Origin of the sequence: Pseudomonas sp. NPDC086581, assembly GCF_044746165.1 — a bacterium.
In the GTDB taxonomy this organism is placed as follows: domain Bacteria; phylum Pseudomonadota; class Gammaproteobacteria; order Pseudomonadales; family Pseudomonadaceae; genus Pseudomonas.
In genome coordinates this window covers 428,077-448,157 of the sequence record NZ_JBIVBR010000001.1, presented here as the reverse complement: position 1 = coordinate 448,157, position 20,081 = coordinate 428,077, and the positions used below count along the sequence as shown (strand labels likewise).

Annotated in this window: 27 protein-coding genes and 1 riboswitch; of the genes, 14 read left to right on the top strand and 13 right to left on the bottom strand. The window is 62.0% G+C overall.

Annotated features, from left to right (window positions below; translation table 11 throughout):
- The first annotated feature begins 81 nt into the window (after nucleotides 1-81).
- Entirely contained in the window at nucleotides 82-459 is a 378-nt protein-coding gene (locus ACIPK7_RS02195; protein WP_401084887.1) for a response regulator, read from the top strand.
- 103 nt (nucleotides 460-562) lie between these two features.
- Here the strand turns inward: ACIPK7_RS02195 and ACIPK7_RS02190 are convergent, their stop codons facing one another.
- Nucleotides 563-772 carry a cold-shock protein gene (locus ACIPK7_RS02190; RefSeq protein ID WP_081520103.1) on the bottom strand — a complete coding sequence of 70 codons (210 nt, stop codon included), beginning with the start codon at nucleotides 770-772 and terminating at the stop codon, nucleotides 563-565.
- A 276-nt stretch (nucleotides 773-1,048) separates the two neighbouring features.
- Here ACIPK7_RS02190 and ACIPK7_RS02185 point away from each other — a divergent pair, with 276 nt between their 5' ends.
- The 7 genes from ACIPK7_RS02185 to ACIPK7_RS02155 all read left to right on the top strand — a co-directional run bounded on the left by ACIPK7_RS02185 (nucleotide 1,049) and on the right by ACIPK7_RS02155 (nucleotide 5,766).
- Nucleotides 1,049-1,216 carry a hypothetical protein gene (locus tag ACIPK7_RS02185; RefSeq protein WP_401084884.1) on the top strand — a complete coding sequence of 56 codons (168 nt, stop codon included), beginning with the start codon at nucleotides 1,049-1,051 and terminating at the stop codon, nucleotides 1,214-1,216.
- 253 nt (nucleotides 1,217-1,469) lie between these two features.
- A complete protein-coding gene (ttcA, locus tag ACIPK7_RS02180; RefSeq protein WP_017522174.1) occupies nucleotides 1,470-2,297 on the top strand; it encodes a tRNA 2-thiocytidine(32) synthetase TtcA in 828 nt (275 codons plus the stop codon).
- Nucleotides 2,298-2,316: 19 nt separating this feature from the next.
- Nucleotides 2,317-2,988 carry a DNA-3-methyladenine glycosylase I gene (locus tag ACIPK7_RS02175; protein WP_401084881.1) on the top strand — a complete coding sequence of 224 codons (672 nt, stop codon included), beginning with the start codon at nucleotides 2,317-2,319 and terminating at the stop codon, nucleotides 2,986-2,988.
- A 28-nt stretch (nucleotides 2,989-3,016) separates the two neighbouring features.
- A complete protein-coding gene (locus ACIPK7_RS02170) occupies nucleotides 3,017-3,781 on the top strand; it encodes an NAD-dependent deacylase (protein ID WP_192430607.1) in 765 nt (254 codons plus the stop codon).
- A 69-nt stretch (nucleotides 3,782-3,850) separates the two neighbouring features.
- Nucleotides 3,851-4,477, top strand: a complete 627-nt coding sequence (locus ACIPK7_RS02165; protein WP_192430606.1) for a C40 family peptidase — start codon at nucleotides 3,851-3,853, stop codon at nucleotides 4,475-4,477.
- 80 nt (nucleotides 4,478-4,557) lie between these two features.
- Nucleotides 4,558-5,088, top strand: coding sequence for a C40 family peptidase (locus tag ACIPK7_RS02160; protein ID WP_401084877.1), 531 nt, complete (start codon nucleotides 4,558-4,560; stop codon nucleotides 5,086-5,088).
- Between the two features lie 15 nt (nucleotides 5,089-5,103).
- On the top strand, nucleotides 5,104-5,766 hold the full coding sequence (locus tag ACIPK7_RS02155) for an O-methyltransferase (RefSeq protein WP_192430604.1): 663 nt from the start codon (nucleotides 5,104-5,106) through the stop codon (nucleotides 5,764-5,766).
- Between the two features lie 45 nt (nucleotides 5,767-5,811).
- Here ACIPK7_RS02155 and ACIPK7_RS02150 read toward each other — a convergent pair whose 3' ends face one another.
- The 3 genes from ACIPK7_RS02150 to ACIPK7_RS02140 are packed head-to-tail and all read right to left on the bottom strand — an operon-like array spanning nucleotide 5,812 to nucleotide 8,262.
- A complete protein-coding gene (locus ACIPK7_RS02150) occupies nucleotides 5,812-6,561 on the bottom strand; it encodes an SDR family NAD(P)-dependent oxidoreductase (RefSeq protein ID WP_401084874.1) in 750 nt (249 codons plus the stop codon).
- Nucleotide 6,562: 1 nt separating this feature from the next.
- Entirely contained in the window at nucleotides 6,563-7,864 is a 1,302-nt protein-coding gene (locus ACIPK7_RS02145) for an FAD-dependent oxidoreductase (protein ID WP_401084871.1), read from the bottom strand.
- A complete protein-coding gene (locus ACIPK7_RS02140) occupies nucleotides 7,861-8,262 on the bottom strand; it encodes a GtrA family protein (RefSeq protein WP_192430601.1) in 402 nt (133 codons plus the stop codon). Before ACIPK7_RS02140 ends, ACIPK7_RS02145 begins: the two co-directional genes overlap by 4 nt.
- Nucleotides 8,263-8,303: 41 nt before the next feature.
- On the opposite strand from ACIPK7_RS02140, the gene ACIPK7_RS02135 reads away from it, so the two are divergent.
- On the top strand, nucleotides 8,304-9,191 hold the full coding sequence (locus tag ACIPK7_RS02135; protein ID WP_401084868.1) for a decaprenyl-phosphate phosphoribosyltransferase: 888 nt from the start codon (nucleotides 8,304-8,306) through the stop codon (nucleotides 9,189-9,191).
- Nucleotides 9,188-9,607, top strand: a complete 420-nt coding sequence (locus ACIPK7_RS02130; RefSeq protein ID WP_192430599.1) for a divergent PAP2 family protein — start codon at nucleotides 9,188-9,190, stop codon at nucleotides 9,605-9,607. Before ACIPK7_RS02135 ends, ACIPK7_RS02130 begins: the two co-directional genes overlap by 4 nt.
- A 63-nt stretch (nucleotides 9,608-9,670) precedes the next feature.
- Here the strand turns inward: ACIPK7_RS02130 and ACIPK7_RS02125 are convergent, their stop codons facing one another.
- The 5 genes from ACIPK7_RS02125 to ACIPK7_RS02105 all read right to left on the bottom strand — a co-directional run bounded on the left by ACIPK7_RS02125 (nucleotide 9,671) and on the right by ACIPK7_RS02105 (nucleotide 13,853).
- Nucleotides 9,671-10,369, bottom strand: a complete 699-nt coding sequence (locus tag ACIPK7_RS02125) for a pirin family protein (protein ID WP_401084864.1) — start codon at nucleotides 10,367-10,369, stop codon at nucleotides 9,671-9,673.
- A 126-nt stretch (nucleotides 10,370-10,495) separates the two neighbouring features.
- The gene (tcyN, locus tag ACIPK7_RS02120; protein WP_192430597.1) at nucleotides 10,496-11,263 is read right to left on the bottom strand and encodes an L-cystine ABC transporter ATP-binding protein TcyN; all 768 of its coding nucleotides are present in this window, start codon (nucleotides 11,261-11,263) and stop codon (nucleotides 10,496-10,498) included.
- Nucleotides 11,260-11,931: a cystine ABC transporter permease gene (gene tcyL / locus ACIPK7_RS02115; RefSeq protein ID WP_171049556.1), complete on the bottom strand. Its 672-nt coding sequence runs from the start codon at nucleotides 11,929-11,931 to the stop codon at nucleotides 11,260-11,262. The genes tcyN and tcyL overlap by 4 nt, the downstream gene beginning before the upstream one ends.
- Nucleotides 11,931-12,731, bottom strand: coding sequence for a cystine ABC transporter substrate-binding protein (gene tcyJ / locus ACIPK7_RS02110; protein WP_401084861.1), 801 nt, complete (start codon nucleotides 12,729-12,731; stop codon nucleotides 11,931-11,933). Before tcyJ ends, tcyL begins: the two co-directional genes overlap by 1 nt.
- 120 nt (nucleotides 12,732-12,851) lie before the next feature.
- Nucleotides 12,852-13,853, bottom strand: coding sequence for a D-cysteine desulfhydrase (locus ACIPK7_RS02105; protein WP_401084858.1), 1,002 nt, complete (start codon nucleotides 13,851-13,853; stop codon nucleotides 12,852-12,854).
- A 256-nt stretch (nucleotides 13,854-14,109) separates the two neighbouring features.
- On the opposite strand from ACIPK7_RS02105, the gene ACIPK7_RS02100 reads away from it, so the two are divergent.
- The 3 genes from ACIPK7_RS02100 to ACIPK7_RS02090 all read left to right on the top strand — a co-directional run bounded on the left by ACIPK7_RS02100 (nucleotide 14,110) and on the right by ACIPK7_RS02090 (nucleotide 15,320).
- Nucleotides 14,110-14,544, top strand: a complete 435-nt coding sequence (locus ACIPK7_RS02100) for a hypothetical protein (protein ID WP_225614623.1) — start codon at nucleotides 14,110-14,112, stop codon at nucleotides 14,542-14,544.
- 117 nt (nucleotides 14,545-14,661) lie between these two features.
- On the top strand, nucleotides 14,662-14,868 hold the full coding sequence (locus ACIPK7_RS02095; protein WP_192430594.1) for a hypothetical protein: 207 nt from the start codon (nucleotides 14,662-14,664) through the stop codon (nucleotides 14,866-14,868).
- Between the two features lie 200 nt (nucleotides 14,869-15,068).
- Nucleotides 15,069-15,320, top strand: a complete 252-nt coding sequence (locus ACIPK7_RS02090; protein WP_401084855.1) for a hypothetical protein — start codon at nucleotides 15,069-15,071, stop codon at nucleotides 15,318-15,320.
- A 6-nt stretch (nucleotides 15,321-15,326) separates the two neighbouring features.
- On the opposite strand, the gene ACIPK7_RS02085 is transcribed toward ACIPK7_RS02090, so the two are convergent.
- From ACIPK7_RS02085 to ACIPK7_RS02070, 4 genes are read right to left on the bottom strand one after another with little or no spacing between them, the layout of a single operon-like run.
- Nucleotides 15,327-15,956: an ABC-type transport auxiliary lipoprotein family protein gene (locus ACIPK7_RS02085; RefSeq protein WP_401084852.1), complete on the bottom strand. Its 630-nt coding sequence runs from the start codon at nucleotides 15,954-15,956 to the stop codon at nucleotides 15,327-15,329.
- Complete coding sequence (locus tag ACIPK7_RS02080; protein WP_192430586.1) at nucleotides 15,953-16,891, bottom strand: MlaD family protein; 939 nt, start codon at nucleotides 16,889-16,891, stop codon at nucleotides 15,953-15,955. The genes ACIPK7_RS02085 and ACIPK7_RS02080 overlap by 4 nt, the downstream gene beginning before the upstream one ends.
- The gene (locus ACIPK7_RS02075) at nucleotides 16,892-17,677 is read right to left on the bottom strand and encodes an ABC transporter ATP-binding protein (RefSeq protein ID WP_401084849.1); all 786 of its coding nucleotides are present in this window, start codon (nucleotides 17,675-17,677) and stop codon (nucleotides 16,892-16,894) included. It abuts the gene before it with no gap.
- On the bottom strand, nucleotides 17,674-18,819 hold the full coding sequence (locus ACIPK7_RS02070) for an ABC transporter permease (protein ID WP_401084847.1): 1,146 nt from the start codon (nucleotides 18,817-18,819) through the stop codon (nucleotides 17,674-17,676). The genes ACIPK7_RS02075 and ACIPK7_RS02070 overlap by 4 nt, the downstream gene beginning before the upstream one ends.
- A 130-nt stretch (nucleotides 18,820-18,949) precedes the next feature.
- A riboswitch (cobalamin riboswitch) is annotated at nucleotides 18,950-19,173 on the top strand.
- Between the two features lie 269 nt (nucleotides 19,174-19,442).
- Here ACIPK7_RS02070 and cobO point away from each other — a divergent pair.
- On the top strand, nucleotides 19,443-20,054 hold the full coding sequence (gene cobO / locus ACIPK7_RS02065; RefSeq protein ID WP_401084845.1) for a cob(I)yrinic acid a,c-diamide adenosyltransferase: 612 nt from the start codon (nucleotides 19,443-19,445) through the stop codon (nucleotides 20,052-20,054).
- Nucleotides 20,055-20,081 lie beyond the last annotated feature (27 nt).

Here is a 20,081-nt window from a genome sequence, read left to right as displayed (position 1 = left end):
CGAAATGGCTTGCCCTTTGGGGGAAAAGGGAGGATCACTGCCTCATCCCTCCTGTTTAGGGTGGGCTTTCTGGACATCGTTGTGAAAATCCAAGACTGTAGTGCCGATGATCGGGTGATTTTGATCGTGGAGGATGAAGCAACCCTGGCATTTCTTATTCAGTTAGTGATGGAAGAGGTTGGAATTTCAGCCTTAATGTTTGGAGCGGCAGAGGACGCTCTTGAAGTATTGAGACAGGGAAAACATAACGTTCAGTTGATTTTGACTGATGTAAATCTTGCTGGAGAAATGAATGGGGTTGGATTCTCGGTGCTTTTAGCCTGTGAGTTTCCTGCTCTGCCAGTAATACTGATGTCTGCTGTTCCTCAGCTCGATGCCCCAGTAGATAGATTGTTTCTGCAAAAGCCGATTGCGATGGATGCGCTCATCAGTGCAGTGAAATCCAATATGGCCGAATGAACGGGGATTTCATCGGTTTTATTTTATGTGAGCGGCTGTAATTTCTAGGTGTATCGACAAGCAAAAAGCCCCGCATTTGCGGGGCTTTTGATTAGTGCAGAAGCTACATCGCTTGCACTTGGTCAGCCTGGGGGCCCTTGGCACCTGAGGTCACATAGAAGCTAACGCGCTGGCCTTCGTCCAGGGTTTTGTAACCGGAGCTTTCAATCGCTCGGAAGTGAACAAAAACGTCCGCGCCGCTTTCGGGGGTAATAAAGCCAAACCCTTTTTCAGGGTTAAACCATTTAACGGTGCCAGTTTGACGAGTAGTCATAATGAGTCTCCAAAAAGTTCATGCTATGCAAAATGCGATGCATGACTGGATGCGAAGTGAAGAGGGGCCGCAAAGATGGAGAATCACGAAGATAAGTCATCGAACGGTGCCGCTAAACCGAGCAGGCAGGTGGTCACCATACAGGCTTTGCAGGGAATAGATAGGTAAATTTCAGGGAATTGAAGATATCTGTCAGGCGGTCAGGTATGAGTGCGATATTTGCGTATAGTAGATCGGTAGCTGCCGGCTCGGTGGCTCCTCACCTCAGGTGAAGTTATGTCCGATTCAGAGACGAAAGCCGCACGTTTGGAGCTGGATAAGAAAATCTCAGCATTTCTTTCCAAGGGTGGAGAAATTCAGGAAATTCCTGCCGGGAGGTACGGTCGCAAAGAGCCATTCAAGCGATCCGAGTGGACCATAAGCAAGAAGAATCCGCAGGAATAGGCCCTTAACGCTTGAAAAGGCCGTGCCCGGCTATGTGGTTTGCTTGGTCTCGTCCCGTAAGTCTGCATTGATCTGGGAAGCTGCCATTGGTTTGCAGGCGTCTTTTGTTGTTTTCGACACTCTTTCGACACCTCAGAATGGCTGGTGGGAAAAATCCTTTGGGATCAGTGGCTTGAAGGGGCAGTGTCCGCCCTGGGCGATTTGCGCGTAAAATGACCGGCTTTTCGTCTTGCCCTTCGGATTCCAGAGCACCATGGCCAGCACCCTTTCGGTCAACCAGAACAAACTGCAGAAACGCCTGCGCCGCCAGGTTGGCGAAGCGGTCACCGACTTCAACATGATCGAGGACGGCGACAAGGTGATGGTCTGCCTGTCCGGCGGCAAGGACAGCTACACCCTGCTCGACATCCTGCTTTACCTGCAGAAGGTGGCGCCGATCCAGTTCGAGATCGTTGCGGTGAACATGGACCAGAAGCAGCCTGGCTTCCCCGAGCACGTGCTGCCGGCGTATCTGGAGTCCATCGGCGTGCAGTACCACATCATCGAGAAGGACACCTACTCGGTGGTGAAGGAGAAGATCCCGGAGGGCAAGACCACCTGCTCGCTGTGCTCGCGCCTGCGCCGTGGCACTCTCTATACCTACGCCGACGAGATCGGCGCGACCAAGATGGCGCTGGGGCACCACCGCGACGACATCCTGGAAACCTTCTTCCTCAATATGTTCTACGGCGGCACCCTCAAGGCCATGCCGCCCAAGCTGTTGTCCGACGACGGCCGCAACGTGGTGATCCGCCCGCTGGCGTACTGCAACGAGAAGGACATCGAGGCCTATTCGGTGCTCAAGGAATTCCCGATCATCCCGTGCAACCTGTGCGGATCGCAGGAAAACCTGCAGCGTCAGGTGGTCAAGGAAATGCTGCTGGACTGGGAGCGTAAGTCGCCGGGCCGCACCGAGATCATGTTCCGTGCCCTGCAGAACGTGGTTCCGTCGCAACTGGCCGACCGCAACCTGTTCGACTTCAACAGTCTGCGCATCGACGAGACCGCCACCCCGCGCTTCCTCGACGTGATGAACCTGTAAAACCTCGCAAGGACGCCCGATGCGTGATTACCAGTGGCTGTATGAATTCTGCCTGAACCGCTTCGGCTCGGTCGACGCGCTGGAAGCCCGCCTGCCGCAGACGAAATCCGCGGCGGAGCTGGCCGCGGTCGGCGATGATCGCTACCTGTCGCTGATCAGCCTGCGCATCTTCCGTGCAGGCCTCAAGCACAGCCTGGTGGACGCCAAGTGGCCGGCTTTCGAGGAAGTCTTCTTCGGCTTCGATCCGGAGAAGGTCGTGCTGATGGGCGGCGAGCGCCTGGAAAACCTGATGCAGGACACCCGGCTGATCCGCCACCTGGACAAGCTCAAGAGCGTGCCGCGCAATGCACAGTTCGTCCTGGACATCGCCCGCGAGTACGGCAGCTTTGGCAAGCTGCTGGCCGATTGGCCGTCCAGCGACATCGTCGGCCTTTGGAAGCTGCTGGCCAAACAGTGCAATCAGTTAGGCGGCATGTCCGCGCCGCGCTTCCTGCGCATGGCCGGCAAGGACACCTTCGTGCTCAGCGATGATGTAGTCGCCGCGCTCAAGGCCCAGGAAATAGTCGACAAGACCCCGACCAGCCTGAAGGACCTGGCGCTGGTACAGACCGCGTTCAACGCCTGGCAGGAACAAAGTGGCCGTCCGCTGTGCCATATCTCGATGATGCTGTCGTACACGGTCAACCACTGACGCGCGGCCTGGCCGCGGAGGAGGGCGCATGGATTCGGCCATCGAACGCACCGGCGCGGCACTGGCTCGCGCCGAACGCATCCTGGTGATCACCGGCGCAGGGCTCTCCGCCGATTCTGGCATGCCGACCTATCGCGGCCTCGGCGGCCTTTACAACGGCCGTACGGCGGAAGGGATCCCCATCGAGGCGGCGATCTCCGGTCCGATGCTGCAGAAAGACCCCGCGCTGTGTTGGAAGTATCTGGCTGAGCTCGGTAAGGCCTGTCTGAATGCGCAGCCCAACGCCGGCCACGATACCATCGCGGAACTGCAACGTCTCAAGCCCGAATGCTGGGTGCTGACGCAGAACATCGATGGCTTCCACCGTCGCGCTGGCTCGCCGGCAGAGCGGCTGATCGAAATCCATGGCGATCTGGCGCCGCTGTACTGCCAGTCGTGCGGGCTGCAAAGCACCGAACTGGCCGGACATCTGGATGGCCCGCTGCCGCCGACATGCGCGCGCTGTGCAGGCATATTGCGCCCGCCGGTGGTGCTGTTCGAGGAGATGCTGCCGGAGGAGGCGATCGACACGCTCTATGCGCAACTGCGCAAGGGATTCGACGCCGTTCTGTTGGTAGGAACCACTGCCAGCTTCCCCTATATCATCGAGCCGGTGCTGCGCACGCGGGACGCGGGAGGCTTCACCGCCGAGGTAAATCCGGGGCTGACTGATCTCAGCTCGGTGGTCGAAGAAAGAATGGTTGGTCGAGCCTTAGACATTATGCCGCGCCTGCTAAGTCACATTCCTCGATAAAAAACTTGCATTGGCCCCATTGAGCGGGCAAATTAGCCCGCTAATAAATGGAGCTAATGAGACACGGTCGTGCCCATGCTTAAACGCTTAGCACCCCTCGTGCCCATGAGTTTCGTTCTGCTGCTGGCAGCTTGCGCCAGCCATTCGCCGGAATCGCAGCCGAACCAGGTCGCTTCAGTGCCTGCCACTCGAGCAGCGTTCCAGGTAAATCAGCACAACATAGCGCTGATGAATGAGTCGCAGGACGAGGGGGCCAAAAACGATAACGGCAGTTCGACTGCCCATGTATCCGACATTCTGGACCGCGCGTTCTCGCTGATCGGTACTCCGTACCGCTTTGGTGGGAAATCGGAGCGGACGGGCTTCGATTGCAGCGGCTTCGTGGGCTATCTGTTCCGTGAAGAAGCGGGCATCAGCCTGCCACGTTCCACGCGCGAGATGATCAATATGGACGTCCCGCTGGTCTCGAAAGAAGACCTGCAACCGGGCGACCTGATCTTCTTCAACAACCGTGGTCGCGGTCGGGTCAGCCACGCCGGCATCTATATCGGTGACGGACAATTCATCCACTCTGCTAGCCGCCGCGGTGGTGGGGTGCGGGTGGATCGCCTGGACGAGAGCTACTGGCGCCTGAGCTTCATGGAAGCCAAGCGTGTGCTCGAGCCCGGCTACGAGCCGAAGACGGCGACCCGCTGAACTTAAAGTTTTACTTTAAGTATTGCGTTCAAATCACTGTTGATACAAAGTGATGGCACTCCTTGACGGGATGCCATCACATGCTCGTTTCTCAGCGCATCATTCTCCTCGTTGTTCTCGCCTCGCTGGCCGCCTGCGCCAGTCGCAATCCGCCGTCGCCGCCTCCCGTGGTGAATGCGCCCGCTGCTCCCGTCTACAACACCCAGGCTGCTGATGATGTCCTGATCCGTGCCATTGGCCTGGTCGGTACTCCTTATCGCTGGGGGGGCAATACGCCAGACGGCGGATTCGATTGCAGCGGGCTGATCGGCTACGTCTATCGCGATGCCACCGGCCTGATGCTGCCGCGTTCTACCCGCGAGATGATCACCCTGCGCGCGCCCACCGTCGGCCGCGAGTCCCTGCAGAGCGGAGACCTGGTGTTCTTCGCCACGAGCGGTGGACGTGGCGTCAGCCATGCGGGTATCTATGTCGGGGAAGGGCGCTTCGTTCATGCGCCCAGAACGGGCGGGACCGTGCGCCTGGACAGCCTCGACAGCGCCTATTGGCAGAAAGCCTTTCTGGAAGCCAAGCGTGTCCTCGCCGTGCAGAATCTCGCCCTCCACCCCTGATCCTCAGGAGGGACAATGACCACCCGCACGCTGAACCTGGACGACTCGCTCTACCAGTACCTTCTTGACGTCTCCCTGCGCGATTCGCCGATCAAAGCACGGCTGCGCGCCGAGACTGCCAGCCTGCCGATGTCCCGCTGGCAGGTCGCTCCGGAGCAGGGGCAGTTCCTCGCCCTGCTGGTCAGGCTGACTGGCGCCAAACGCATCCTCGAAATCGGCACCTTCACCGGCTATAGCGCCCTGTGCATGGCCGAGGCTTTGCCGGAAGGCGGCCATATCCTTTGTTGCGATCTGCCTGGGGAGTACAACGATATCGCCCGACGCTACTGGAATGATGCTGGCGTCGATTCGCGCATCGAACTGCGCCTCGGGCCGGCGCTGGCCACGCTGGAAGCTCTGCTGGCCGGTGACCAGCAAGGCAGTTTCGACTTGGTTTTCATCGATGCCGACAAGGCCAACTATCCCATTTACCTCGAGCATGCCCTGACCCTGCTGCGTGACGGCGGCCTGGTGGTCTTCGATAACGTGCTGTGGAGTGGGCGGGTGCTGGAGACGAATCCGGAAAGCGCGGACACGCGGGCGATCCAGCAGCTCAACCTGGCGCTGAAGACGGATGAGCGTGTGGATTATTCGCTGGTGCCGATTGGTGACGGGATGAGTCTCTGCCGCAAGTGCTAGGCGCGCCAGGGCAGAAGCCTCGCCGGGCGGCGAGGCTGTTCCGGGTCAGATGTTGAGCTTGTTGAAGATCGCTGCCGGCATGTGCCGGATGACCCACATGATCAATTGCCACTTTCGCGGGGTGTACAGCGTGGCAACACCCTTGGTGCAGGCCTGGACGATGTCGCTGGCCACGTCTTCCACGGGAGCTAGGCGTGCACCTTCTCCTTTGAGATGCGCAGTCATGGGGGTGTCGGTGGGGCCCGGCTTGACCAGCAGCACCTTGACGTCGCTGCCTGCAAAGCGGTGCTGCAAGCCCTGTGCGTAACGACTTACCAGGCCCTTGGCAGCGCCGTAGACATAATTCGACTTGCGTCCGCGGTCACCTGCTACCGAGCCGATGATGATCAACGAGCCGTGATTGATTCGCTCCATCTTCGCGGCGAAGGCTTCCGCGAACAGCACAGGCGAAATGCCGTTAATTTCCAGCGCTTGCTGCGCGATTGCAAGGTCGTCCTGGCAGGTCTGCTGTTCGGGAAGCGAGCCGTGTGCAATCAGCACGATATCGGCGGGGCCTTTGGCCGTCAGCTCATCTACTTGCGGCTGGATGGATTGCGGGTCGGTGAAGTCTACGGTCGCGCAGTGGACTTCGCCCTTCGGGCTGCGGACCCTGAGGTCGGTGGCGATGCGCTCCAGCTTCGGAAGGTCGCGACCGACGAGCGTCATGTCGACATCCTGCGCCTGCGCCCAGAGGCGGGCGCAGCGCTCGGCGATGGCGGAGGTCGCTCCGATGATGATGATGCGTTTCCTGTTCACTTCAGCTTCCTAGCAGGCGGCGGGACAGACCGGAGCTGATGCCCGGGTCGCGATAAGGCAAGAATTCATTCAGCATGGGGTAGCCGGACTCGAAGAGGTCACGCGGCATGCGTGCGTCCTTGGCTGGGTACAGGCGCCCGCCTGCTTCGCGGACGATCGCGTCGAGCCGCTCTAGCAGGCGCAAGGTTTTCTCGCCTCGGTTCGGGAAGTCGAGGGCCAGGGTCACGCCGGGTTGAGGGAAGCCGAGCATGCCCATCGAGCTGCGGGAGCCGAAGGTCTTGAGTACGGCCAGGAAGGAACCTTCGCCCGAAGACGAGATCGCGTCCAGCATGGCTTGCACGGCGTCCTGTCCACCGTTCCGTGGCACGACGCTCTGGTACTGGTAGAACCCGCGAGGGCCGTACATGCGATTCCAGTCCCGCACATTGTCCAGCGGATAAGAGAATGGCTCGTAATGGGCGACGCTCCTGCCGGCTTTGCGCAGGTTGAGGTGGTAGTAGGCGGCATTGAAAGGGCGCAGGGACAGACTGTTGACCAGCGAAATCGGCGGAACCAGTGGCATGCTCAACTTGCGGCCGCGAGGTCGCGCTGGCGGGCCGCTCGCTGCCGGATTCGCGCGCATGAAGATACCGCGACTGGCACCGCCCGAAAGGCAGTCGATCCAGGAGACCGTCTGTTCCCATTCTGCCTCCGATCCGTCGGCGAGGGCGAAGAACTCTGTCAGGTCGCCGTAGGGAAGGGTCTCGGTGTCAAGCCAGGGACTGGCGACGCGGCGCAATTGCAGTTCCGCCTCGACTATAAGTCCGGTCAGACCTAGTCCGCCAACCGTTGCACGGAACCAGCCTGTTTCCGTTTGTGGGCCACAATCCAGCACCAAACCGTCTGTTCGCAATAATCGGACGCGCTGCACATGGTCGCCGAATGAGCCGAGTGCATGGTGGTTCTTGCCGTGCACATCGTTGGCGATGGCGCCGCCCACGGTCACCAGTTGGGTGCCCGGAGTCACTGGCAGCATCCAGCCGCGCGGTACCAGCAGTTGCTGGATGTCGCGCAGCAGGACTCCCGCCTCGCAAGTCAGTCGACCGCTTTCTTCGTTGAAGCGGATTAGGCGGTCCATGCCTGTCATCAGCCAGAGCGTGCCTCCGGGGTTGAGGCAGCTGTCCCCGTAGCTTCTGCCCATGCCGTGGGCAAGACCCGGTTGTTTGCTTGCTCCTATCGCGCGCGCGGCTTGGTCTGGTGATGCGATCGGGACGACATCATGGAGTGGCGCAGCCAGGCGGCCCCAGGAATTGATGGGTCTCATGCAGTCTCCATGCGGAATACATAGCGCTTATCCAGGTGGTACTTGGTGACGTAGCCGATAGCCAAGCCGATCGCGCCGCCCAGATAGCGCATGCCATCGGACTGGAAGAGGTGCTGGAAGGTGAACTCGAAGCCCCAGAAAATGACGGTCGTTGCGAGTCCCATGATGGTATAGAGGATGAAGGTCTGTCCGTCGTGGGCCGCGCTCTGCGCACGAAAGCCGAAAATGTATCGCTTGTCGAGGATGTACTTCACTACCAGACCTACCCCGGTTCCAATCATCACTGACAGTAGGATGGAGTAAGGGCCGTTATAGGATCTGACGACAATATCCTGAGAGCCAATGTTTGCTGCGGTGGCGATTAATGCAAGAATTGTGTAGGTAAGAACCAGTTTCATGAAAAGTATCTTCTGATTTAGCTTCTCAAGGTAGGAATTTGATGCAGGAGTCGGCGATCACTCGTGTTCCGGGGGCTCAGTTGCGTGGATTGATCAAACTGATGCGCCCAAAACAATGGGTCAAGAATGGATTCGTTCTTGCACCGCTGATCTTCTCAGGCGAGTTTCTCAGCTCCGTTGCGCTGAGTCACGCTTTGCTGGCCGTGCTGCTGTTCTGCATAGCGTCGTCGGCGACTTATGTCATCAACGATATGCACGACATAGAGCGGGATCGGCTGCATCCGGTCAAGTCGAAGTCTCGCCCGCTTGCCGCTAGCGTCGTGTCGGTTCCGGCGTCGGCAATCCTGCTGGTGCTGCTCTATGGGGCACTGGTGGTGGGATGGTTCCTGGCACCCAAAGTTGTTGCAGTCATCGTGGGTTATATGCTGCTCAACCTGGCTTATACCTTCGTGCTCAAGCATCAGCCCGTGGTCGACATATTCACCATTGCCATCGGATTCGTACTTCGGGTATTTGCAGGCGCGGTGGCGCTGAGCGTCCCGGTATCGTCCTGGATGTTCGTCACCACGCTTTGTCTTGCCCTCTATCTTGCAGCTGTCAAGCGTCGCCAGGAGCTGAGCAAGAGCGGTGCGGGGGCTCGAGAGGTGCTAGGCAAGTACACTCTCTCGCTGGTCGATCGCTACGCAGAAATCTCCGCTACCGGGGCCCTGCTGTTCTACAGCATGTTCGTGATGTCGGCGAAGCCTGATCTTGTGATCACGGTCCCTCTGGTGCTGTTCGGTTTATTCCGCTACTGGTACGTGGTTGAAGCACTGGATGGTGGCGAGTCGCCTACCGATGCATTGTTGGCGGATTGGCAATTGCTACTGACCGTCATTGCCTGGGGGGGCGTCTGCATGTGGGCACTTTGGCCGGGGATGCCGGCATGAGTACCTATGCATACGCACTGACGCCATTCCTGGCGTGGCTGGTCGCTGGCTGCAGCAAGTTCGCCATCAACAGTATCAGGGCCCGCACGCCTGCCTTTGGCCTGATCGGTTACGGTGGCTTGCCGAGCAACCACACTTCAATCGTCTGCAGCATGGCGGCACTGATTGCATTCAAGCAGGGGCTGGATCAAGCGGCATTCGGCGTCGCGTTGACGCTGGCGTTCATCGTGATGCTGGATGCCAATACCTTGCGTCAGCAGGTTGGGCGGCATGCTGCGGCCATCAATATGCTTGCAGTGGATGCGACCGATCACAAGCCGCTGCGCGAACGCATGGGACACACTCGAATCGAGATCGCCGCCGGTATCCTGGTCGGTATCCTGGTGGCCTGGGGCGTTGCGGCAACCGGGATATGAGTTTTCCGTTGCCATGAAAAAGGCACGCCAGTTGGCGTGCCTTTTTCGTTACTAGCGCCTGAATCAGGCTACGTCGACCAGAATCACTTCGCTGTCTTCCAGCGCGGTGACTTTCACTACGGTCTCGTCGGTGATGGCGGCACCGTCGCGGGCCAGCAGTTCGATGCTGTTGACCTCGACCTTGCCGGTTGCCGGTACCAGATAGGCGCGGCGACCGTTGCCCAGTTCGTACTCGGCACTCTGGCCTGCCTTCAGAGTGGCGGCGACCAGGCGACCTTCCGCGCGGATGCGCAGGGCGTCGACGTCGTTCTCATAGCCGCTGGCCAGGGTCACGAAGCGCCCGGCGCGGTCGCCCTTCGGGAAGGGCTTGGCGCCCCAGGACGGCGTGCCGCCGCGTACCGAGGGGATGATCCAGATCTGGAAGATCTTAGTGACATCCTTCTCCAGGTTGTACTCGGAATGCACGATGCCCGAGCCTGCACTCATTACCTGCACGTCGCCCGCTTCGGTACGGCCCTTGTTACCCAAGCTGTCCTGGTGGGTGATCGCACCCTGGCGGACGTAGGTGATGATTTCCATCTCGCGGTGCGGGTGCGGCGGGAAGCCGGTGCCGGCGGCGATTTCGTCATCGTTCCAGACGCGGAGGTTGCCCCAGTCCATACGCTCGGGGTCGTAGTACTCGGCGAAGGAGAAGTGGTGCTTGGCGTTGAGCCAGCCATGGTTGGCGCCGCCGAGTTGCTGGAAGGGTCTGCGTTCGATCATGACTTAGTCCTCATGGGGCGCGGCTGGCCGGTGGGCCAGTCCGCGCGGTTCATGGGGCTATCTTCTCTCGCAGGTGATCGATAAAAAAGCGCAAATATCGGCAGATATAAATCGAATAATTCGATTCTATTCGGCCGCGCGCTTCTCGCCCTGATTGAGGAACTTGCTGAGGAACTGGCGGGTGCGTTCTTCCTTTGGGTGAGCGAACAGCGCCTTGGCGTCGCCCTGTTCGACAATCACGCCCTTGTCGATGAAGATCGCCCGGTTAGCGACGTCGCGGGCGAAGCTCATCTCGTGGGTGACGATGACCATGGTGCGCTTTTCCTGGGCCAGGCCGCGGATGGTCGACAGGACTTCACCGACCAGTTCCGGGTCCAGCGCCGAGGTGGGCTCATCGAACAGGATTACGTCCGGCTGCATGGCCAGCGCGCGGGCGATGGCGACACGCTGTTGCTGGCCGCCGGAGAGACGCTTGGGGTACGACTCTTCCTTGCCGGCCAGCCCGACCTTCGCCAGCAATTGGCGGGCGCGCTCGATGGCCTGGGCGCGTGGCTCCTTCTTCACGATGATTGGGCCTTCCACCACGTTCTCCAGCGCGGTGCGGTGGGGGAACAGGTTGAAGTTCTGGAAGACGAAGCCCACATGCTGGCGCAGCTTGCGGATCAGCCCCTGTTGGCCGCTTAGCGGCTTGGACGCGTCGATGAGGATGTCGCCGACCTGGATGGTCCCGCCGTTGGGCACTTCCAGCAGGTTCAGGCAGCGCAGCAGGGTAGTTTTGCCCGAGCCGCTGGGGCCGATGATCGCGACCACTTCGCCAGGCTCGACGGTCAGGTCGATGCCCTTGAGCACCTCCTGGCCGCGGAACTGCTTGGTCAGCTGGCGTACTTCGATCATGCGTCGTGCTCCTGGTCATGACGGTTGACCCGGTCTTCCAGGCGGTTCTGCAGGTGCGACAGGATGCTCGCGAGGATCCAGTAGATCAGCGCCGCCGCGAGGTACATGGTGAAGACCTCGAAGGTGCGCGCAGTGATCAACTGAGCCTGGCGGAACAGTTCCGGGACCTGGATGGTGGCGGCCAGGGCAGTGTCCTTGACCAGCGAGATGAAGCTGTTGCCCAGCGGCGGCAGGGCAGTGCGCGCGGCCTGTGGCAGGATCACCCGGCGCAGGGTCTCGGCGCGGGTCATGCCGATGCTGGCGGCTGCTTCCCATTGACCCTTGTCGATGGAGCCGATGGCGGCGCGGAGGATTTCGCAGACATAGGCGGCCATGTTCAGCGAGAAGCCGATCAGCGCTGCTGGCAGCGGATCGAGTTCGATGCCGGCTTGGGGCAAGCCGTAATAGATCATGAAGAGCTGGACCAGCAACGGCGTGCCGCGGAAGAACGACACGTAGATGCGCGCGATCCAGCGCACGGGAGTGAATCCGTACAGGCGCATCAGCGCCAGTACGAATCCGAGCAGCAGTCCGAAGAACATGCCGCCAACGCTGAGGACTACCGTAAAGACCGCGCCCTTCAACAGGAAGGGCGCGGAATCCAGCGCTAGCTGCAGGCTTTCTTCAATCATTGGGTGACGTCAGCCTGGAACCATTTCTCCGAGAGTTTTTTCAGCGTGCCATCGGCCCTGAATTTCTCGATGGCCTTGTTCAGTGCTGCGAGGAGTTCCGGGTTGCCTTTGCGCAGGGCGATGCCGGCTTCCTGGCGGGCGAAGGGCGCGCCGGTCAGGGCCATGGCGCCCTTGGTCTTGTTGACCATGTCGAAGGCGGCCAGGCGGTCCACCAGGATCACGTCGATGCGGCCGCTGCGCAGGTCCTGGAACTTGGTCGGGTCGTCTTCGTAGGTACGCACGTCAGCCTGCGGCACGTGTTCGCGCAGCCACTGTTCGTAGTTGGTGCCCAGGCCCACGCCGACTTTCACGCCTGCCAATTTCTCCGGCGCGTCGTATTTGCCTTCGTCGCCCTTGCGCACCAGCGCCTGGATGCCGGAGACGGTGTAGGCGTCGGAGAAGTCGTACTTCTTCTTGCGCTCCTCGGAGATGGTTACCTGATTGATCACCAGGTCCAGGCGCTTGGACTCCAGCGCGGCCAGGATGCCGTCCCACTTGGTCGGCTGCAGTTTGGCGGTTGCGCCCAACTCCTTGGCGATCAGGTTCGAGAAGTCCACTTCGAAGCCGGCGAGCTTGCCGTTCTCGTCCTGGAAGCTGAAGGGCGGGTAGGTGCCTTCGAGCCCAACGCGGACTTCTCCCTTGGACTTGATCTGGGCGAGCAGGTCGTCGGCGGCCTGGGCCTGGCCGAGGAGGCCGGCGCCAAGGGTGAGGGTCAGGCTGGCAAGCAGGAAATGACGTCGCAGTGCGGAGAAGGTCATGGTGGTCCCCGTTATTGGTGTTTGTTAGCAGGTTAGTCAACGCGTGGCGACTATAGGGCTGGAATCGTTATGCAATAAAATAATAAAAAATTACATACCTAGTTCTGAATGGTATGTAGGTCACTTCGCCGAATGATAGGCGAATAGTGCCGGTGAGCCGCCGGTGTGCAGGAACAGGATAGGCCCGGGTTTAGCGAAGCGATCACGGCGGATGCCATCAAGCAATCCGGCCATGGCCTTGCCGGTGTACACCGGGTCCAGCAGCAGGCCTTCCTGGCTTGCCAGCAGGCGCACGGCCTCCAGCGTGCCGGCATTGGGTTCGCCATAGCGCGGGGAAAAATATTTGTCCCACAGTTGCACTTTCGGCAGGGGCCGCGCGTCGTGGCCGAGCAGCTCCAACGTGCGCTCAACCAGCCCTTCGACCTTCGGCCGTTGTGCCGCGTCTGTCCGCGAGACGGTCACGCCAATGACGTCCAGTTCCGGCAGGGTATCGGCCAGGGCGATCGCCAGGCCTGCATGGGTACCGGCGCTGCCGGAGGCGAGCACCACGGCCGAGAACTCCTGGCCGCTGCCGTGAATCTGCTGCGCCAGTTCCAGTCCGGCACGCACGTAGCCCAAGGCGCCCAGCGCGTTCGAGCCACCAATGGGCACGATGTAGGGCTTGCGGCCTACGCGGCGCAGGCGTTCGCCGGTCTGGGCCAGCAACTCGTCTGCGGTATCGAGGTTGGACACGAGTTCGACCTCGGTGCCGAACAGGTCCAGCAGGAGGCGGTTGCCGTTGCTCAGGTAGTTGCGGTCATCGGTGCCGATTGGGTTTTCCAGCAACGCCACGCAGCGCAGGCCGAGTTTTGCCGCGACGGCGGCGGTCTGGCGGACATGGTTGGACTGGATCGCGCCGGCGGTCACTAGCGTATCGGCGCCGGCCTTCAGGGCATCCGCGGCGAGGAATTCCAACTTGCGCACTTTGTTGCCGCCCAGGGCGAAGGGTGTCGTGTCGTCGCGTTTCACATGGAGTTCGCGGCCCAGGTGTGTGGACAGCCGCTCCAACTTGTCCAGCGGCGTCGGGCCGCCGGCCAGGTCGAGTCGGGAAAATCGGGCGAGGGCTTCGCGAAGAGAGCTCATGGCTGGTTCTCGGAGTGACGGCGGGATGCGTCACGATAGAGCCCGCGAGGGGTGGCTGCAATGTGGCTGGCGACCGCGTGACGCCGACCTGCACGGGAATGTCGCGCAATGATTCGCCATCTCGCCGTGGGAATCTCCAGAGGCTGTGAATCAATGTGCGGACAGCGGCGTGGCGAACCGCTACGCTCCACGCTCAAGATCCGGGCAACTAACCGGGCAGATAATGAAAACTGGAAAACCAGGGCGGGGAAATCCGATGACTTCAGCAGTACTTTCACGCGCTTCGCTGCAACGCTGGACGCTTCAGCTGCTCGGCGCACTCGCCCTGATGGCAGGACTGAGCAACCCGGCGCTGGCTGCCCGGGAGCTGCCTTCGGGAATGTTGGTGGGGTTCGTCGACAGCGCGGTGTATCCGGTGATCACCCTCAAGCGGCCGAAGCCGAGCTTGCTGCGCCAGGTGATCACCATTGGTTTGTACAAGAAGACCATCAGTTATCCGCTGTCGGTCACCATCCGCATCCGTGATGAGAGCAACCGCTTCATGGTCTACGGCATGCTGCCGAAGATCGCCGGCAAGTTCGTCGGCATCAAGATGGGCTTGGACAGCCGGATCAGCCAGATCTGGGTGATGACCGAGGCCGAAGCGACCGAATACGTGACCCGCCCGGACACGCTGTTCCCGCCGAGCTGATGGCTTTGCCAGCGCGCTGAAGGCTCTGCCTGAGCCGCTCGCGCGGACGGGCAGCCGGAGCGGGGCGAGTTCGGCTATCATGTGCGCCGTTTCATACCTTTCAGAACCGGTCTACCCATGACGTCCTCTCAGCAGCCGCCCCGCGACGACAGCGCCGACAACGCGCAGGAACAACCCACTCTCTCCCTGGCCGAGCTGGCCAAGGCCGCCCTTGCTGCGCAGCAGCAGGCTAATGGCGCCTACCAGCACCGCAAGAAGCACGACAAGGCTGAGTACCGTCCGCCACACCCGCGCGGCTCGCGTCGCTCCATGGGCAAGCGCTGAGACAACCTCTCATCTGAAACTCCGTCAACCAGCGCTTTTGCGGGGAGCGCTGGCTGAACTGCGACGACCGGCTCAGGTCGTATTCGCATCCGCCGGGCCAGGTCGGCTGGCAACTTCCCGTCTCGCGAACACGTCAAGGATCGACAGTAGCGCACCCCTATGCCATGGCTGGAGGGGCGCCTCGCGTCAAAGGAGAATCAATGAAAGTCCTCGTTCCCATTTTCTCGCTGCTGGCGCTCGCCGGCTGCATCACCATGACCGGCAACTACGAGGTCACCGCTCACGATGAGTCAGGCAAGGAGCTGAGCAAGGGCAAGTTCCTCGCCCACGGCAGTGGCATCTACACCGTGCGCAACTCGCTGTGCTCGGTCTACCCGAAGGCCATCGTCACCATCAAGGACGTGGAGTCGGACCAGGAACTGGAAGGCGAAAGTCCCTACCGCTGCCGCTGAGCCTTCTTACGGGGCAGGTGGCGTGACCTTCTGTCGCTGCCCTTGCTGCAGCGTCCACTGCACCACCTGGCCGGATAGCTGATCGGCTGCCTTGCCGAAGGCGCTGACCACTTCGGGCACCTGTTTGCCATCTACCGGCTGGCTGACCTCGAAGCTGCGCGAGGCAATGATGCGCTGGCCAAGCGTGCGCACCAGGCGGGCGTCATAGCGGATGTGGATTACCGGCTTGCCGTTCTGGTATTCGCTCTGGAAGGCGCGCAGCTCTCCCGTCAAGTCGAAATCGGCCTGCAGGCTGGTCTCGTCGCTGCTCAGGGCCGGGATACTGCCACTCGCGGTGAAGGCGTCGAGCAGGCGATCACGCAGCAGGCCCGGTGCGCGGTTGCTCCAGCGCGCGCCCTGGTAGCTGCTCAGTTGGTTGCCCTGCGGGACTACGGCAATGCGGTTGCTATCCAGCGCCAGACTGGCGGTGGGCGCGCTGACGCGCAGGGACCAGTTCACCGCCGCGTTGCTGCGCACGGGTTGCAGGGTTGCCGGCAGCAGGTAGAAGTCCGGGCTTTCCGCTTCCGGGAGGATCGAGCAGGCGCCCAGCAGGCCGATCAGGGCAGCAGCGCCGAGCAGGCGGGGAGGGGCGATCATGGCTGGAACTCCTTGTTGCGCTCGCGGCCGAGCAGGTAGCCGGTGGGGTTTTCCTGCAGGCGGCGGGTGACGCCGCGCAGGTCTTCCAGGGTGGAGCGCAGTTCGCGGACCGCCGGACCAATCTCGCCCAGGCCATTGAGGCCGCCATTCACCGAGTCGTAGTTGCTGTTCAGCAACTGCTCCACGCGCTCGCTGCTGGTGCGCAGGGAAGCGAGAGTCTTCTGGGTGTCATCAAGGATGTCCTGACCCTTGCCGCCAAGGGTCTGGTTGGCCCGTTCGAGCAGCTGGCTGGCGTTGGCCAGGGTGATGCGCGCCTGCTCGCTGGCGGCAGCCAGTTCCTTGAAGGTTTGTCGGATGTCGTCGCGCTGTTCGGCGACCACGCCGGTTGCCTGGTCGATGTGGTCCAGGGTGCGGCTGATGCGGTCGACGTTCTCCTGGGAGAACATTCGGTTCACGTTGTTGATCAGGTTGTTGATGTTGGTCGCGATGTCCTCGCCGTTGGCCAGCAACTTGGCGAACGGCGAGGGGATGGTCTTGATCACCGGCACTTCGCCGTCCTTGCTGGCCAGCGGCGGGCTGTCCTGGGCGGCGCTGGATAGCTGGATGATGGCCTGGCCGGTGACGCCGGTGAGGGCCAGCTTGGCGCGCGTGTCTTCGCGGATCGGTGTGCTGTCATAGACGCGGATGCGTGCGCGGACCTTGCGGGGGTCGTTCGGGTCCAGGCGCAGGGACACCACGTCACCCACGCGGATGCCGCTGTACTGCACGGTGCCGCCCTCGGACAGGCCGGTCACCGCCTCGTTGAAGATCACGTCGTAGACCTTGTACTTCTGGTCGTTGCTCGACTGCGCCAGCCACAGGGCGAAGAGCAACGCGCCGATCGACACGACCAGGGTGAACAGGCCGATCAGCACGTGATGGGCACGGGTTTCCATTCAGCTTTCCTCCCGCAGGTGTTCGGTGGCCTGCAGCGCGGCACGGCCGCGCGGACCGTGGAAGTATTCCTGTACCCAGGCGTCGTCGGTACGGGCGACCTGGTCCAGTGGCCCCACCACCAGCACGCGTTTCTGCGACAGCACGGCGACGCGGTCGCAGATGGTGTAGAGGGTGTCCAGGTCGTGGGTGACCAGGAACACCGTGAGGTTGAAGGCGTCGCGCAGGGTCAGGATGAGTTGGTCGAAAGCCGCCGCGCCGATGGGGTCGAGGCCGGCGGTGGGTTCGTCGAGAAACAGAATGTCCGGGTCCAGCGCCAGGGCGCGGGCCAGGGCGGCACGCTTGACCATGCCGCCGGAGAGCTCGGCCGGGTATTTGCCGCCGGCGTCCGGCGGCAGGCCGGCCAGGGAAATCTTCACCTTGGCCATGAACTGCGCATCGGCGCGGGACAGCCCGGCGTGCTCGATCAGCGGCAGGCAGATGTTCTCGCTCACGGTCAGCGAGGAGAACAGCGCGCCGTTCTGGAACAGCACGCCGAAGTGCCTTTCCAGCTTCGAGCGCTCAAGGGGCGGCAGCGCCGGCAGGTTCTGCCCGAACACATGCACGCTGCCTTCGCTGGGTTGGCGCAGGCCGATGATGCTGCGCAGCAGCACCGACTTGCCGGTGCCCGAGCCGCCGACCACGCCGAGGATCTCGCCCTTCATCACGTCGAGGTCCAGGTGCTCGTGCACGGCGTGGGTACCGAAACGGTTGGCGAGGTCGCGGACGACGATGATCGGTTCGCTCACCAGCCCATCTCCATGAAGAACAGCGCGAAGACCGCATCCAGCAGAATCACCACGAAGATCGACTGGACCACGCTTGAGGTCGTGTGCTCGCCCACTGACTGCGCGCTGCCGCTGACGCGGAAGCCCTCCAGGCAGCCGATCACGGCGATGATGAAAGCGAATATCGGGGCTTTGACGATGCCGACCAGGAAGTGCTGCACGGCGATGTCGTTCTGCAGCATGTAGAGGAACATGCGTGGCGAGATATCAAGGGCGAGGGCGCAGACCACGCCGCCGCCGAAGATGCCGGAGATCATCGCCAGGAAGGTCAGCATCGGCAGGGTCAGCAGCAGGGCCAGGACGCGTGGCAACACCAGCAGTTCCACTGGGTCGAGGCCCAAGGCCTGGATGGCGTCGATTTCCTGGTTGGCCTTCATCGAGCCGATCTGCGCGGTGAAGGCGCTGGCGGTGCGGCCGGCAAGCAGGATCGCGGTGAGCAGCACGCCGAATTCGCGCAGGAAGGAGAAGCCCACCAGATCGACGGTGTATATCTGCGCGCCGAATTTCTGCAGCACCGTGGCACCTAGAAAGGCCACTACCGCACCGACCATGAAGGTCAGCAGGGCGACGATGGGCACGGCGTCCAGTCCGGTTTCCTCCATGTGCGCGGCCAGCGAGGTGAGCCGCCAGCGTCTTGGGCGCAGCAGGTTTCGCAGCAGCGTCTGCAGGGTCAGGCCGATGAATCCGAGCAGGCCGACCAGGTGTTCGCGGAAGGTCAGGGTGGCGATGCCGATGCGCTCGAGCACGTCGACCAGCGCGTTGCCCGGCTCCGGCGCCTTTTCGTCCAGGCGGCACTGGGTGATGGCGCTGCCGACGGCGCGCAGCAAGGCTTGGCGTTCGGCGGGGAGGTTGCGGGCGATCTGTTCCAGCTGACTCATGCGTGCGCCGCCGATGATCTCGGCGAGCAGCGCGGCGCCGGCGGTATCCAGCGCGCCGAGGCCGGCAAAATCCAGCTCGGCGGGGGACTCGGCATGGCGCTGGGCGGCTACCTGGGCTTCCAGCACGGAGAAATGCGCGAGCGTCCAGTCGCCGCTGACGTGCATCAGCGGTGGGCTGGCGGAGGTGTCGAGCTGAAGCTGGCCGGGCTGGGCAGTCATCGTCATGGTTCGCATTCTAGCGGAGTTACACAGTGCCATGATTGGACAGGTGTGTCGCATTGTAGAGCGCTTGCCTGATGCTGGGACAAGCCCGGCGACATCCTGTTCAATTGACGCCCCAGGCCGCCAGCCACTAAGCTGCGCGCCTGCTTCAGGTGCTCTCGGCGCAAGCCGCGAGTGAAACAGGGAAGCCGGTGAAATCGATGCGCAATCGACCATTCCGGCGCTGCCCCCGCAACGGTAAGCGAGCTTCGAACCGCAATCCGCCACTGTGCCATCGGCATGGGAAGGCGCGGTTCATCGACAGCCTCACGGCGTCACTCGCAAGCCCGGAGACCGGCCTGCTGCATCGCATGGCATCGCGGGAGGCGCTGCCGACGTCGGCGCTGCGCGCCGCGCGTTGCCGTCCTCCGCCTGCCCCGACTGGTCAGTGCCGCGCGGGTGAGAGCGGCGGAGAATCCTTCAGGTGCAATCCCTATTCCCCAGGTCGACAGCCTTTGCGCTGGGCGGCCTCTGCCGCATGGCGCTTGTGCGTCGCCGCGGTTCGTCCCTGCCCATTCCATTCCTCGTGCGCTGCCACCCGGGCGGCAGCCTGACGCCTGCGCATTCGCTTTCAGGAGCAACTTCCCATGACTGAATCCCCGGAAAAGGACGAGCGCCATCGCTCGCGCATGCAGCGCAAGAAGGCAGTGATCGACGAGAAGATCGCCCAGGCCCAGGGGGAGCGCGGCGTGTTCCTGGTCAACAGCGGCAACGGCAAGGGCAAGAGCAGCTCGGCTTTCGGCATGGTCGCCCGCGCGCTTGGCCATGGCATGAAGGTAGGCGTAGTGCAGTTCATCAAGGGCGCCGCGACCACGGGTGAAGAGGCGTTCTTCCGCCGCTTCCCCGAGGAGGTCAGCTTTCACGTGATGGGCGAGGGCTTCACCTGGGAAACCCAGGATCGCCAGCGTGACATCGCCAAGGCTCAGTCCGCCTGGGACGTGGCGCGCCAGCTGCTGGCCGACCCCGAAGTCGGCCTGGTGGTACTGGACGAGGTGAACATCGCCCTCAAACACGGCTACCTGGAACTGGACACCGTGCTGTCCGATATCGCCGCGCGTCCGTCGATGCAGCATGTGGTCGCCACTGGCCGTGGCGCGCAGCCGGCGATGCTCGAGGCCGCCGACACCGTGACCGAGATGGGCCTGGTGAAACACGCCTTCAAGGCCGGCATCAAGGCGCAGAAAGGGGTGGAGTTCTGATGCATCCCGTTGTGGCGGAGCGCGTCT

Bases quoted from the DNA above. Each gene is read 5' to 3' on its own strand.
- ACIPK7_RS02190 (WP_081520103.1), bottom strand. From the start codon at position 772: ATGACTACTCGTCAAACTGGCACCGTTAAATGGTTTAACCCTGAAAAA.
- ACIPK7_RS02185 (WP_401084884.1), top strand. From the start codon at position 1,049: ATGTCCGATTCAGAGACGAAAGCCGCACGTTTGGAGCTGGATAAGAAA.
- ttcA (WP_017522174.1), top strand. From the start codon at position 1,470: ATGGCCAGCACCCTTTCGGTCAACCAGAACAAACTGCAGAAACGCCTG.
- ACIPK7_RS02175 (WP_401084881.1), top strand. From the start codon at position 2,317: ATGCGTGATTACCAGTGGCTGTATGAATTCTGCCTGAACCGCTTCGGC.
- ACIPK7_RS02170 (WP_192430607.1), top strand. From the start codon at position 3,017: ATGGATTCGGCCATCGAACGCACCGGCGCGGCACTGGCTCGCGCCGAA.
- ACIPK7_RS02160 (WP_401084877.1), top strand. From the start codon at position 4,558: ATGCTCGTTTCTCAGCGCATCATTCTCCTCGTTGTTCTCGCCTCGCTG.
- ACIPK7_RS02155 (WP_192430604.1), top strand. From the start codon at position 5,104: ATGACCACCCGCACGCTGAACCTGGACGACTCGCTCTACCAGTACCTT.
- ACIPK7_RS02145 (WP_401084871.1), bottom strand. From the start codon at position 7,864: ATGAGACCCATCAATTCCTGGGGCCGCCTGGCTGCGCCACTCCATGAT.
- ACIPK7_RS02140 (WP_192430601.1), bottom strand. From the start codon at position 8,262: ATGAAACTGGTTCTTACCTACACAATTCTTGCATTAATCGCCACCGCA.
- ACIPK7_RS02135 (WP_401084868.1), top strand. From the start codon at position 8,304: ATGCAGGAGTCGGCGATCACTCGTGTTCCGGGGGCTCAGTTGCGTGGA.
- ACIPK7_RS02130 (WP_192430599.1), top strand. From the start codon at position 9,188: ATGAGTACCTATGCATACGCACTGACGCCATTCCTGGCGTGGCTGGTC.
- ACIPK7_RS02125 (WP_401084864.1), bottom strand. From the start codon at position 10,369: ATGATCGAACGCAGACCCTTCCAGCAACTCGGCGGCGCCAACCATGGC.
- tcyN (WP_192430597.1), bottom strand. From the start codon at position 11,263: ATGATCGAAGTACGCCAGCTGACCAAGCAGTTCCGCGGCCAGGAGGTG.
- tcyJ (WP_401084861.1), bottom strand. From the start codon at position 12,731: ATGACCTTCTCCGCACTGCGACGTCATTTCCTGCTTGCCAGCCTGACC.
- ACIPK7_RS02105 (WP_401084858.1), bottom strand. From the start codon at position 13,853: ATGAGCTCTCTTCGCGAAGCCCTCGCCCGATTTTCCCGACTCGACCTG.
- ACIPK7_RS02100 (WP_225614623.1), top strand. From the start codon at position 14,110: ATGACTTCAGCAGTACTTTCACGCGCTTCGCTGCAACGCTGGACGCTT.
- ACIPK7_RS02095 (WP_192430594.1), top strand. From the start codon at position 14,662: ATGACGTCCTCTCAGCAGCCGCCCCGCGACGACAGCGCCGACAACGCG.
- ACIPK7_RS02090 (WP_401084855.1), top strand. From the start codon at position 15,069: ATGAAAGTCCTCGTTCCCATTTTCTCGCTGCTGGCGCTCGCCGGCTGC.
- ACIPK7_RS02085 (WP_401084852.1), bottom strand. From the start codon at position 15,956: ATGATCGCCCCTCCCCGCCTGCTCGGCGCTGCTGCCCTGATCGGCCTG.
- ACIPK7_RS02080 (WP_192430586.1), bottom strand. From the start codon at position 16,891: ATGGAAACCCGTGCCCATCACGTGCTGATCGGCCTGTTCACCCTGGTC.
- ACIPK7_RS02070 (WP_401084847.1), bottom strand. From the start codon at position 18,819: ATGACGATGACTGCCCAGCCCGGCCAGCTTCAGCTCGACACCTCCGCC.
- cobO (WP_401084845.1), top strand. From the start codon at position 19,443: ATGACTGAATCCCCGGAAAAGGACGAGCGCCATCGCTCGCGCATGCAG.